This window comes from Bacillus sp. FSL M7-1020, from assembly GCF_038050415.1.
Lineage (GTDB): Bacteria > Bacillota > Bacilli > Bacillales > Bacillaceae_G > Bacillus_A > Bacillus_A toyonensis.
Window position 1 is genome coordinate 1 of sequence record NZ_JBBOTW010000006.1, and the last position, 13,224, is coordinate 13,224.

14 protein-coding genes are annotated in these 13,224 nt (G+C 29.2%); 6 read left to right on the forward strand and 8 right to left on the reverse strand.

The genetic code is table 11. From position 1 onward, the window contains the following. Window positions 1-22 precede the first annotated feature (22 nt). Entirely contained in the window at window positions 23-223 is a 201-nt protein-coding gene (locus MHB70_RS30705) for a cold-shock protein (RefSeq protein ID WP_000434820.1), read from the forward strand. A 262-nt stretch (window positions 224-485) separates the two neighbouring features. Here MHB70_RS30705 and MHB70_RS30710 read toward each other — a convergent pair whose 3' ends face one another. Then, window positions 486-1,229, reverse strand: a complete 744-nt coding sequence (locus tag MHB70_RS30710; protein ID WP_061529874.1) for an amidohydrolase family protein — start codon at window positions 1,227-1,229, stop codon at window positions 486-488. A 494-nt stretch (window positions 1,230-1,723) separates the two neighbouring features. Between MHB70_RS30710 and MHB70_RS30715 the strand changes: the two genes are divergently transcribed. Beyond that, window positions 1,724-2,284 (forward strand): MerR family transcriptional regulator, encoded by a 561-nt coding sequence (locus MHB70_RS30715; protein WP_061530492.1) that lies wholly within the window; start codon window positions 1,724-1,726, stop codon window positions 2,282-2,284. Window positions 2,285-2,429: 145 nt separating this feature from the next. Here the strand turns inward: MHB70_RS30715 and MHB70_RS30720 are convergent, their stop codons facing one another. From MHB70_RS30720 to MHB70_RS30750, 7 genes are all read right to left on the reverse strand, one after another. Continuing rightward, the gene (locus MHB70_RS30720; protein WP_061530493.1) at window positions 2,430-3,068 is read right to left on the reverse strand and encodes an amidase domain-containing protein; all 639 of its coding nucleotides are present in this window, start codon (window positions 3,066-3,068) and stop codon (window positions 2,430-2,432) included. Between the two features lie 150 nt (window positions 3,069-3,218). Further along, the gene (locus tag MHB70_RS30725; RefSeq protein ID WP_061530494.1) at window positions 3,219-3,761 is read right to left on the reverse strand and encodes a VanZ family protein; all 543 of its coding nucleotides are present in this window, start codon (window positions 3,759-3,761) and stop codon (window positions 3,219-3,221) included. A gap of 31 nt (window positions 3,762-3,792) precedes the next feature. After that, a complete protein-coding gene (locus MHB70_RS30730) occupies window positions 3,793-4,374 on the reverse strand; it encodes an FtsX-like permease family protein (RefSeq protein ID WP_061530495.1) in 582 nt (193 codons plus the stop codon). A 4-nt stretch (window positions 4,375-4,378) separates the two neighbouring features. Next, a complete protein-coding gene (locus MHB70_RS30735) occupies window positions 4,379-5,614 on the reverse strand; it encodes an ABC transporter permease (RefSeq protein ID WP_061530496.1) in 1,236 nt (411 codons plus the stop codon). Beyond that, window positions 5,611-6,285, reverse strand: coding sequence for an ABC transporter ATP-binding protein (locus MHB70_RS30740; protein WP_061530497.1), 675 nt, complete (start codon window positions 6,283-6,285; stop codon window positions 5,611-5,613). Before MHB70_RS30740 ends, MHB70_RS30735 begins: the two co-directional genes overlap by 4 nt. A 75-nt stretch (window positions 6,286-6,360) precedes the next feature. After that, window positions 6,361-6,762: a hypothetical protein gene (locus MHB70_RS30745; protein ID WP_061530498.1), complete on the reverse strand. Its 402-nt coding sequence runs from the start codon at window positions 6,760-6,762 to the stop codon at window positions 6,361-6,363. Window positions 6,763-6,970: 208 nt separating this feature from the next. Next, the gene (locus MHB70_RS30750) at window positions 6,971-7,543 is read right to left on the reverse strand and encodes a tyrosine-type recombinase/integrase (protein WP_332278892.1); all 573 of its coding nucleotides are present in this window, start codon (window positions 7,541-7,543) and stop codon (window positions 6,971-6,973) included. Between the two features lie 267 nt (window positions 7,544-7,810). On the opposite strand from MHB70_RS30750, the gene MHB70_RS30755 reads away from it, so the two are divergent. The 4 genes from MHB70_RS30755 to MHB70_RS30770 all read left to right on the forward strand — a co-directional run bounded on the left by MHB70_RS30755 (window position 7,811) and on the right by MHB70_RS30770 (window position 12,602). After that, window positions 7,811-8,065: a SunI/YnzG family protein gene (locus MHB70_RS30755; RefSeq protein WP_061530469.1), complete on the forward strand. Its 255-nt coding sequence runs from the start codon at window positions 7,811-7,813 to the stop codon at window positions 8,063-8,065. 1,357 nt (window positions 8,066-9,422) lie between these two features. Then, on the forward strand, window positions 9,423-10,889 hold the full coding sequence (locus tag MHB70_RS30760) for a plasmid recombination protein (RefSeq protein WP_341343749.1): 1,467 nt from the start codon (window positions 9,423-9,425) through the stop codon (window positions 10,887-10,889). A gap of 218 nt (window positions 10,890-11,107) precedes the next feature. Then, on the forward strand, window positions 11,108-11,785 hold the full coding sequence (locus MHB70_RS30765) for a hypothetical protein (RefSeq protein WP_006097171.1): 678 nt from the start codon (window positions 11,108-11,110) through the stop codon (window positions 11,783-11,785). 664 nt (window positions 11,786-12,449) lie between these two features. Then, window positions 12,450-12,602 carry a hypothetical protein gene (locus tag MHB70_RS30770; protein ID WP_154698715.1) on the forward strand — a complete coding sequence of 51 codons (153 nt, stop codon included), beginning with the start codon at window positions 12,450-12,452 and terminating at the stop codon, window positions 12,600-12,602. The last annotated feature ends 622 nt before the right edge of the window (window positions 12,603-13,224 follow it).

Sequence of the window (13,224 nt, forward strand, 5' to 3'; positions counted from 1 at the left end):
TCCACACTAGGAGGCAACAATTATGGAACAAGGTAAAGTAAAATGGTTTAATGCAGACAAAGGTTTTGGATTCATTGAACGTCAAGGTGGAGAAGACGTATTCGTACATTTCTCAGCTATCCAAATCGACGGTTACAAATCTTTAGACGAAGGACAAAGTGTAACGTTTGAAGTAGAACAAGGACAACGTGGCCTACAAGCTACTAATGTTCAAAAAGCTTAATATTAGCTGATGAAAGACCCTTTTGTAGGGTCTTTTTTTGATTTTGTTATGATATTCTGAATACAACTTTTTAAGGGGATTTGGGGTGCTTAACTCTTAATGAAAAAGAAGATATTAGGGGTATCGCCAGCATTTTGGAAAAAACCATGCTAAGCCAAAAATAAAATAAGCCGTCCATATGGACGGCTTATTTACATAATTCCCGTTCTCGGAAGTTGTTTGATTTGTTTTTTTTACCATTTTAAATCTAATAAAAGCTGAATTACTTGAAATACCATTTGAAAGCATTTGTGTATAAGATTTTATCAGTAGCTTGTTCATCAAATAGTTGTTGAATTAATTCAATATCTGTATACTCAAAAGATCTTTTTGCTCTTGTAGATGGTAAATCTGTTCCAAACATAAGAGCATCTGGATTAATTTCATAAATCGTTTTTAAGGCATTTTTAACATTCAAATCTACACGACCAAAACCAGTAGCTTTTACATGTACCCCTTTATCAACTAGCTTTAATAAATGTGGTAGTCCTTCTTCAGATAACCCTAAATGGTCGATTGATATTGCTGGTAATTTTTCAATAGTTGATGCAATTTCGGGCAACTCTTTGGCATCAATATAAAGCTCACTATGCCACCCTGCTAGATTATGAACTCTTCTAGCAAAGTAATCCAACTTTGATAAATCTTCTGAACCGCCTCTTTTAATATTAAAGCGTAATGCTTTTACCCCATTTTCATTTAAATTTAGTATTTCTTTGTCAGTCACTGTAAAAGGTAATTGTGTTACACCACAAAATGTTGAACCCACTTGTTTAAGCGCCTTTAATAAATATTCTTGGTTAAATCCTTGGAATGACCCTGATACAATAGCTCCACCTAATACATTTAAATCAGAAGTTGTATTTTGATAATCTTCTACAACATAACTGGGGGGCAAATATCCTTGGTTTTCGATAATTGGAAAGTTAAAATCGATAATATGAAAATGCGCATCAAAAATTCTCATTATAATTCCCCTTTTTTCTTTAACATATCAAAGAGGATATATAAAATAAATTATGGATTTTCAATGTAAATTCATAACTATATCTTATGGAATTTAACTGCCCTGTTGAATAGTCTATACATTCAAGGTTAACATAACGTCTCATTATCGGTAGCAACTATTTTGATAGAATCCTTGTTTCTACAAGGATTCTTGCTTTCATATCTATTTATCTCTTATACATGATTTTATACATCGTTGATATAGCGAGGATTCTAGGGATCCCCGCTATTCTTTTTTTGCATAAAATCTTGTATATAGAAAAAAGATTTTGATGTTATTATCGAGAAGTAATACATATCGGTGGTAAAATCGGAATGTATTTCGGAAATTAAATCGTTTTTAAAATCGGTTTTCATATCGGTTGTAAGTACATTCCGATTTTGATTGGAATGTTGATTTAATCGTGTTTTTTAAGTGAAAAACGTATTCCGTTTTTTGGGGAGGAATAAAAATTGGAATTAAAATCGGAAATGCACACACCGAAAATTGTTGCGGATCTTTTAGGAATCACACCCGATTTGTTAAAGGTATGGTCAAATGAATTTAATATACAAACGGAGCGAAGTCAGGGAGGACATCGCAGATATTCGAAGGGAAATATAGAAGAATTAAAAGCAATAAAAGAAAAAATACAATCCCAAAAATGGTCTTACGATCAAGTTCGGTCATGGCGAAACGGAGAACTTGATTCGTTTGTTTCAAAAGAAGAAAAATCAGAATTAGAAAAGAAACTGAATGAAGTATTAGAAAATCAACAGTTACAAAATCAATTTAATCAAGCACTCGTTCAGAAATTGCAAGAAATTACGAATGAATTGGTTACGACAAAAGAACATTTAGCGAATACGGAGAAAAAGTTAACTGAAGTAGAAGGTAAAAACAGTAAATTAGAAGTTTTTATAGAGAAGAAGCTAGAGAAACGAGATCAGTTATTGCTTGAAAACATTAGAGATTTGCAGGCGCAAAATCAGAAACAAAAACGGAAAGGTTTTTTCGGTTTGTTTAAAAAGTAAATTTGGCCGGTATTTTATGTAGGGTTCTAATGTCGGAAAAAGAAGAATAGAAATATAGCATACATATAATAAGGGAATGCAGTATAGATCAGTCTACAAGCATTCCCTTGTTACTACTATTTGAAATTTTTAATTTAATGTTCATTTAGATATTAGAAAATTTGATTACTCGGAAATTATCTCCTTGTATTTTTCTAATATCTAATGCTTCTCTATCATTAGTATGTCCTGTTAAATAAACAGTTTCTGAATCTTTTTTAACTACAAACATTGCATGATAGTATCTACCACCAGATTTTTTTTGTAATTGAACAACATCTCCAACTTCAATATCTTTCATAATGTTTAGCTTATCTGGTGTAATTACTTTTTTTGTTTTACTCCAAAAAGTATGGAAATCTTCTACATTTATCCATGTACTAGATTCAGTAAAAATATTATTTCCTTGTTTTTTACTGTACCAGTAATTTTTATTTGTATCAATTCCTGAAGTTTGTATAGTTGTTGGAATTGTTTCTTTTATTCCGCCTGCTTTTAGAATTTGAGAAACATAATTCATACAATCATTTGGATCCCATTTTTCATAATTTGGGTTTCTTTTATCCCACCATTGATTTACGTAATCTAGTGCAGCTTGTACATTGAGTTGTTGAGTATTATTTAATTTTGTTTGTTCTTTTTTATTTTCTTGATAATTTAATGTATCTGCTGAGACGTTGGTATTAAATAATATATTTAAAGATAATATAGTTACTATTGTTAATATTATTTGTTTAAGTTTCATAATTAAATCTCCCTTTGAATTTTGTATGTTTATTATTCTTTAATAATATGAATTGGAATATATTAACTTATTTATTGAGAGTTTATTTAGATTATGAGAATTTTTTTGAACCTAAAAGGAGTTTGATTTTTTGATATATAATATTTAAAATTATTTACTAATTTGTGTTAATTTTTTTTGTTTAATATTTCTTTTGGATATATATATTGCTAAATATGTTCCAATAATTGATCCTGTTGTATTGAGAATAATGTCATCTACATCAAAAGAACGGCTTATAAAAGGAATTAGTATTTGAATAATTTCAATTGAACAACTTATTCCTATGCATATAAGGATATTTTTTGTTAATTTATTAGAGAATTTTATATATAGCATGAATGAAAATGGTATAAATAAAACAATATTTCCTATTATATTTTTGAAAGAGATAAATATTGATGTGTTTTGAACTAAATCAAACATACTATAAAAAGGTATATAGTTATGTATTTTATTTATATCATATATTTGTGGATCTAGTTTTATTGGGAACATAGTTAAACTTATTATAAATACGATTGAACAATAGAAAGTGAAATTAAGAATTTCTATTTTTGGTTTAAATTTAGTTTTACTTATTATTTTATAACTAATAAATAATAAGTAAATTATGAGAAATATTGCTATAAAACCTGTATTTTTTAATTCCATTATTTTCAGCTCCAAAATGATTATTTGCTAATTAATTTTTTAATAGATTAATTATTTTTGTTCTTTTTTTACTTAGTACTATTATAAATAGTACTAAAATATTGATTGTTAGTATTAAAGTTAAACTAAACCATAGAGGTAAATTAAAAGTTGGTATTGTTCCTAATTTTATAATTTTTAAAGTGATAGGAATAAAGATTGTTGTTAATTTGATAATTAAGTTTGACAAAATAATACCTATAAGAAATCCGATAGTTGTAAATAAGATATATTGAATTAAGAATGTGAAAAATATAACTCTCCATCTAAACCCAGATATATAATAAATTGTCATTTCTTTAACTCTTTTTTGTATAATTCTTTGAATAAAAAAGTATAAGCTTATGATGATTGAAAATTTAACTATAATAAAAATTATTAAGAATAAATTTGTTATTTCTTCATTGTTTATTCGATAAAAATAATTTTGTATAAATAGTATAAATTTAAAGTTGAAATATAATCCAATTGTGCCAATTGCATTATATATAATAACCCAAATGTATTCATTAGAGATTATAAATGAATTTTTGATTTGTTTATTGATGAGATGAAACATTTTTTTGTATGTCATAATTTTATACCTTAGTTAGTTTAGTTGGTTGAACTTTTAAAATTTTATTCAAAGAAATTATACTGCTTAAAATTGGAATTGCTATACCCAATATAATACAGATTATATTAGATAATATAAAATCGTTTATATCAATTTTAAAATCAGCAAAATATATGGTAAGAAATTTATTTGAGAGAAATTTTGTTATTATTAGTAGTAATCCAGAAATAATTAGATTTAAAAATACACTTAAACTACTAATAAATAGAGTTTCTATTGAAAAACATTTTAAAATATCTAAATTTAAATATCCTAAAGTCTTTAAAATACCAATTTCATTCATTCTTTCTCGTATTGATTCTAAAGTATTTGAAACTATATTAAATATAGAGATTATTAATGTTAGTGACAAAAGAGAAAAACCTATTATTTTTATATACAAAGAGATATCTTTTATGTCTCCAAGTTCTGATTTTAAAACAACGTTAAATTTTTCTTTTTCAATTATGCTTTTTATGTTGTTTAAATTTTCATATTTGTTAACTACTACAGCCATATTTTGTATATCAGTTTCTTTTTGGAAACTAGTATTTAGATCTAGTAAATCAGAATAAGGAATATAGAATGTGTCAGGTGTATCAAATGTAGTTGTTGGATCATATACACCTATTACTTTGAATTTATATTCATCATATGTATGACCAGTTTGATTGTATATTTTATATTTTAATGTAATATATTCACCTATAAAATCTTCACCATTTAAAAAATCATTTTTTTCTTTAGTAAATCCTACGTCATAACCTTGATGATTTACAGAAAATTTAGTTGGTATAAGGGCAACGTTCTTGGAGTTTTCAGATATTGCATCTCCTTTTACTATGTTGGGTGAAATTTTATCTAATGAGGGTTTAAGGAATATTTCTCCTTTTGTTAGATTTTGATTTTTTTCAATCTGAATTTCTCCACCGTTATTACTAACCCAAGGATAAATTTTAATAATATCTTTATGATTATTTAATTTCTCATAAATTTTTTCTTTGTTATCATCGCGTGTTCCTGTTTCTACAATTAAAGTTTTGAAATCAACAGTATCAAGTAATTTTGTTTGTATGAAGTTGTTTAGTCCGTTTGATATACAAATGGTTAATGTTAATAATATTAAAGCAATTGTTGTAATTAATATATTGATTGTATTTTTTTTTCTTCTTCTTAATAAGTTAATTTTAGCTAATTTTAAATAAAGCCTTATTTTCAATGTTTTTCCTCCAATTTTCCATTTTTTAACTCATAAATTTTATCAGTATAATTTTTTACGCTTTCATTATGAGATATAACAACAACTGACTTCCCTTTAATTACCAATTTTTTGAATATATTGAATATATTAGATTCATTTTCTTTATCTAGGTTACCAGTTGGTTCATCTGCTAAAATACAATCTGGATCGTTAGCTAATGCTCTTGCTATTGCTATACGTTGTTGTTCTCCTCCAGATAATTCATTTGGGAAATGATGTTTTCTATGTTCTAGACCAACTAATTTTAATAATTCGTCAGCTTTTATTTCCATATCATGATAGTTGTATTTTGGATTAACATACATTGGTAACATTACATTTTCATAAGCTTTCAATGAATTATTTAGGTGATATGATTGAAAAACAAATCCTATAGTGGACATTCTTAAAAATGCTATTTCTTTAGGTTTTAAATTAGAAGTTGGTTTTCCATTTATGTATATTTCCCCTTTAGTTGGGATATCAAGTAACCCTAATAAGTGCAGTAATGTACTTTTTCCAGCACCAGATTTACCAACAATAGAATAAAAATTATTTTTTTTTATTTCTAAATCCAAATTATCTAATATTAACAGATTGTCTTTATATTCTTTATATATGTTATTTGCATGAATTAATGTATTATTCATAAAATACTCCTTAGTATAGATTAAAAACCAAGTATTTGTGTTTTAGAAACACAAATACTTGGTTTTTTGTTTATTTTATCTTGAAGACATTACTACAGGATTAGCGATAAACCCGTTTTGTCCTTGTGTACTAAAGTGGTAGAAGTAACTTCCGCCTTTTACATATCCTAAATTTTTATTATTACTGTAATATCCAGTTAAATTCATTCCACCACTAGCGTGTGTTGTATTTGACCAAGAGCCACCACTGCGAACACTAGTAGTTACATAACTAGAATTTCCTTCTTTATATTTAGTTGGTGTCATTTTTATATTATGAGTTCCTGCAGTATAACTTCTTGTTGCTCCGTCTCTTGTTGAGTTTGAGCTTATATCTAAACTTGAAGAATATGAACTAGCTGAAGCTACAAGACTTCCTGCTAGTAGACATGCTGCGAATGCAGTACTTCCTAATGCAATTTTCTTTTTGTTTTTCATTTTTTTCCTCCCCATAAACATAAAAATAAATATAAACCAAATTTGGATTTTATTCCCTTGCGCTATATAAATATATAATAATATGAAAAAAAAGTAAACAGTGGAATTATTTTTCTTGGGAATTTTTTATAAATAAATCTATTTATTGGTATTTATATAAATTTATAGTTTTTTTAGAAAATAATATATTATGATATAAAATTATTAATCAAATATGGAAGGTATCTAGTATATTATCCTTTTCTTCTTTATTGATCCCTATGTATTTTAAAGTGATTTGTGGTGTACTGTGATTTAATATCTCTTGCAACATAGCGACATCTTTTGTTTGCTTATAAAACCAATAACCGAAGGTTTTGCGCATAGTGTGAGTTCCGATAGATTCTACACCAGCAAAATCTCCGGCTTTTTGCAATTGTCGATAAGCCTGAATCTTACTAATGGGTTGCTCTCCTTTTCTTGAAGGGAATAACCAAGTACTTTCTAGTGTTTGGGCATACGAATAGACTTCATCAAAAATAGAAGTAAGGTTAATCATGCGTTCTTTCTTCGTTTTTCCTTCTTTAATTTTGAATTCTTTTCTTTTTTTTCGTTTTAACTTTAGTATGGTTTGTGTTTCGAGTTGGAGTAGATCACTTACGCGTAGTCCTGTATGAATGCCAACTAGAAAGAGAATATAGTCTCGTTTGGAACAATGACGTTTGAGGGCCCACTTCATATCTTCGATTTGTTCTTTGCTACGAATAGGTTGGACATCAATAAGATGTGATTTTTTGTTCATGGATTTTTGACCTCTTTATTTATAGTGTTTTGAATGTATACTTTTGTTGTATAAATTGAAGATATCAGGGGAATTGGTTAGAAGTCAATGTTTAAGAGGGAATGAATGTAAACTAATATTTAAAAGTTTACTTTAGAAAATAGATAAAAACAATTTGTTATTCATATTATTGGCAAATAAAAATATTCAATAAAGATACTTAATTACAAATATAATTATTTGATTTATAATTATATTTAGAAAATAGAATAGGAAGGTCTTGGTAATATGTTGGGTATTGATGTTATAAAAACAAAAGAGGAATTAATCATTAAATGGCAATTAGCAAAAGTTAATGTACCATTAAATGAAATTATTGAAGTTACTGAAGATGATACTTATGCTGGTGTTGAAAAAAATGATGCAATTCGAATTGGTACACCTTATGCTACAACTGATCGCATCTTAATTAAAACTAGAAAGCAAGATTATGTATTATTTACTACTAATAAAGTTTCAATTTTAAATAAAATAAATGCTTAATAACTTAATTGCTTTTAACATGATTTTTTAGAAAAGAGGCGACTAATGTAAAGTCGTCTTTTTTCTTTTAACAAATTTGAAAGTAAGCTAATAGATAAAAGTTTACTTTTGCAAATAAAAAAGTACGAATTCTTTTAAAGGAATTCGTACTAACAACATAATCTTACCATAATAAAATCTAATTTTTAGGATTTTATAATAATTGTATTGTTAATTTGGTATAATAACTATGTACATGTAAAATGGTGTACAAGTTAATATTTCCTTGTTTCAAAAAAACCAATTCTTCACACCAGAATTGGTTTTTTTATATATTTAATCAATTATAAAGAGCAATTTCATATTTTTATAAAATTCTCTTTCTCTAAAGCTCTATATCATATCTTCTATGTTTTAATGATTTGAAAGTAAACAAAAAAGTACGAAGTCTTTTAAAAGACTTCGTACCAATAATAGATTAAAATACAGTTCATCGGAAACTGAAAGGGAATTTCATTTATATTATTATAACTTATCCATCCCCATTTTTGGTAATTAATCAGAAAATATGCAAAATTTCATATTTTATTCCCGCTAAAAGTAATGAAATTACGTTTAATTTTGAATTTTCTTTTTATTTATGGTAAACTAGCTTATGTAAGACCGAATTCCTTAAGCGCCTAGATATATTTCTATTCATTATACGCAAAAAAACCAATTCTCGTGTAATAGAATTGGTTTTTTTGTATGCAATTCAGTCAATACAGCAACTTGAACCCACATTTTCAAATGTAGTCTTATCAATCTTAACATAAATTTAAATAAATAAACGAAAAAGAGTTCTTTATATTAAAATATATAAAGAACTCTTTAAAAGGATACAACCCTTTTAGGTAGTTTTAGTGATGGATTTGTATTATATCATAGATACCCATCATTTAAAAGAATGGGAGAAGGAAGATAAATAAACAGTAAGAGTCAATGGTAAGCGGACTGGAATGGATCAGCGGTTTATGCTGATCCATGAAAGGAGCATTAAGGAATTGACACGTGCAGCTGATTCTTCACCCTCTTGGCATTTCCTCAAAACGAACCGTTTTGGGGATGCCAACCGGCGAGGGAGCCCCTCAAGGATTGAGGGGGTGGGGAGTTCGAATGATGGGGGCTGGGGAAGAGTTCCCCAGTGGGTTTGGGTAACGCCCAAGGTTTTGTTTTTGCCACGTGTAATGTGGCTCGGCAAAGCCGACAAGCGTCGCAGACCTCTATCGATTTTGATGCGAAAGCGTCAAAATACGTATAGAGTTACGTTAATTGACATCATTTCGTCGCTTTGCTAGACTGATGGTATCAATTAATCTAGGGGAAGTGGTGGCACTTTATGTTGGGTTCTATCTCATTTAATCAATCTTACCAAAGTTCATTGAGCCATAATAACAGGGAAAATATTCATGGGAATCCTGGCATCGATCCATCCAGGTTAGATGAGAATATTTATTTTGTTCAAAAGGACATCCGAAGTGTATATAAGGATGTCTTTCAAGAAGCAGTGGATAAATATAACGAGAAACAAAAACGGAATGACCGTAAAATTGATGATTATTATGACAAAATACATAAAGATGATAAGACACATGAGCAACGAGAATTAGTCGTGGCGATTGGGGAAGGTAAAGACGACTCGAAATATAGGGAAGCCAAAAAGGAAGCGTTAAAACAGTATGCAGAGGTGTTTCAAGAGAGAAATCCAAACCTAGCGGTTTATAACATGGTTTTACATGATGATGAAGCGAATCCGCATTTACATATTAACTATGTACCGAATTTCGAAAGTAGTCGAGGATTAACGAGGCGTGTCGGAATGGATAGAGCTTTGCAACAACAAGGTGTAGAAGGAACGGGAAGAAAGTTAATTGCACATTGGAGAGCATTAGAAACGGCTTATATTGAGCAATTAGCGAAAGAACATATTCCGAATTTTGAACGTGCTAATGTAGGTTCACATAAGTACATGAAAGTTCGTCAATACAAGGAGTATGCAGAAGCAAAGTCAACTATTGAAAACCAAGTAGAAGAAAAAGAAACACAGTTACAAACGATTGATGATCATTTAAAAAACGTTGAAGAGAAAACAAACGAATTAGAAATGACAAAAACGAGTTTGGAAAGTGATGTCGTTGATACGTACAAAGAATTAGAGATAGTAAAGCAACAAGTAGAGAGTGAAAATGAAAAGCTGCAGTTAATTGGCCAGCGTCATATAGAGTTAGAAAAAAGAGTAGAACAAATGCAAAAAGAATTAGATAGTGCTACGGATCAAGTACCAAATGAACCTGTTACAATTCCATTTTTACGTAAAGAAGTAGTAGTAGAAGTACAGGATAAAATGTTTGGAAAAGCTGAGATTACGAAGAAACAGACAAGAAATTATGTGTTATCACCAGAACAATATCAAGAAGTAATAAAGCAAGTGAATGCAGCGGTTACTATCAAAAAGGATTATGAGCGTTTGAAAAAGACAGATTTTGTAAAAGAGAATGAGAGTTTAAAAGTCCATGCAGAGGGCTGGATGAAAGAAAATCGAACGTTGAAACAAGAAAAAAGTAAGTTGCAAAAAGAAGTTGGTGTATTAAATAAAGAAATAAGCTCGTTAAAAGCTTATATAAAGGGTTTGCAGACGAATATAAGAGTTTTGTATATACAAACGAAAAAAGTTCTTAAAGAGCAATTTAAGGTGCTTAGAGGAATTGTTAAAAATGAATTGGATAGCAAGGGAGTAGATAATCAATTTGAACGTGAACATAAGAGAGAAATAAGCAGACATCGAGATTTTGATAGGGAACGGTAAAAAAATAAGGAAACTTTGTTTTTATCTTCAAGGTTATTGAAAACGTGATAGAATGAAAAAAAAGAGCCATGCTGGAACATGACTCTTTTTATAGGGTATTCTACTAAAATACCTAGACTTCATTTATCTGATTATAGATTATCATAATTTGTTTTATAATCAAATAGCAAAAAATAGGTGTTTTTGTTGATTCCCTCAATTTAGAGGAGGATTTAACAATGAATGAAGAATTGGGACAAGCTTTAAATCAAGCTGATAGAAATGCTAGAAAAAGAGATTTTGAGAAAGATGGAAAACAAAGAGACCAAGCTGAAGAACTAAAAAAATCTCTTTTACAACAGTTAAAAGAATTAACTGGAGAAGATCATTATGTTGGAACTAATAAAGATCCATTTGCTGGAGAGCCATTTAATCAAGTAATGCACAGAAATTTAGACTTGTTGAATAGTATTGGTTATTTAACTCAAGCAGAGGAAAGTTTTTTATTTAGAATTCAAGCTTATTTGGAATTTAGAAGTAATGTTATTATTTGTAGAGATGATAAGTTTAAAAGGAAACGAAAGAGCGCTGAGGAAGATTTTGAGTTACCAAAAGCAGCAACTGTTTCTGAAATTGCTGAAATGATAGGGAAATCCAGAGAAAAAACTTCTTTGGTTATGAATTCATTAAAGAAAAAAGAAATTTTACTTAATCCAGAAGGTGCTGGACAAATTATTGAAAATGGTCGGACTGTAAGTCCTAGAACATGGGTAGTAAATCCTTACATAATGATTTGTGCACCTCGAAAAAATGAAGTAAAACTCGATAAATTAACGATGAGATTGTTTCAATATTCTTTGAAAAATCTTAAAGATCAAAATGGTAAAAAAGTAAAATTACCAGCTAGATTTTTTTAGACTGTATCAATTTGATATAGTCTTTTTTATATGTATTTTAAAGTGTTTTATCCATTTATTTACTAATTTATATTTTTTTAGGTGTGACGAAAACGTCACAAAAAAGCTTAAAAGTGTGACGAAAACGTCACACCCTAAAAAGTGTATTTAACCCAGTCATATCAAGGGATTCACACGTTTTTTGTAGATGTTCTCTATTATCACTATTATTAAAGGCTAAAAGTTCCGCAAGGAACAGGTAGTATTTTTGAGCAAATAACGCTCAAAAATCTCCACCTTCAGAAAAAGAAAAGTCGGTTCGTTAATCCTCACCTAAAGGCTATCGCCTTTTCTTTTTTTTTCTGTCCTTGCGGAACTTTTTTCGGCTGGTTTTTAGCTTTCGCCAAGCCGAACAGACCAAAAACGGGGTTAAGTTGCTCGACTTGGATCAACGATTGTACCAGCCGAATCGCCAGTTCTTCCGTTCAAGGTATTCTTCTTTTTCTATATGGAATTAACGCTATGTGGGGTTTCGCCCCCACACGACGAGCCAGCACTTACACCCAAAAACAGGGGGAAACCTAAAAAAATAAAAAAGACCAACCAAGTTATTATGTCGCGAAATTACTGGTAAATGGGCCTACATATCCTTTGACAGGTGTAGAAATCACCTCCTGTTATTTGCATGCAACGCGCAAAACAACTAGGTCCAGTTGAATATGACATGATTCCAGGAGAATTTGAGGACATTTCTACCGGTCCTAATGGTCCTGGATCGTGTATTATCGGAATGTCTGGTATAGTTGGGCAAGGTTTTATGGTACATTGTTGTTTATAATAGCAAAACGGTCTATTTCCAAAATAAACACAGTGAAGTACTGGAGAACAGTTTATACATTGCATAGTTTTTTCTCTCCCTTTAATTCATATATTAATCTAAGCGTAAATTAAGGTTTTATAAGGTATTTTAAGAGTTTTACATAGTCATTCAAATTATAGATTATGAGTAATTTATTTAATATGATTGGGTAGTTTTAAGTTTTAACTTGTCTAGGGGGAAACCCAAAGGGGAGACCGATGTCTTTTTTTCCTCCATAAAAAAAGTCCTCCAGATTGTTTAGCTGGGGGACTTTTTTGTTCACATAATTATTGTTATCAGAAGTAAAATTCAACTCGAAAATAGCTAATTTTATCAGTTGTTGAATGTCTGAAAAAAATCAAACTAATGATATTGTCGAGATTCTTTGGTTACTTCTTTCTGTGATGACTATCATAGTGACTTTTTCTCCAGCAACCAATATTAGTAGCTAATTACCATAAGGACTTATTTTTGAAATTTGCTATTTTTTAGAAAGTATGTTAATTTAAGAAAGACCTATTTTTGTTCGGTTTGAGATTAAGAATAAATTTTGTTTTTCGTCTAAGGTATTTGAGCAAGGGTAGTAACATATGTGTGGGTA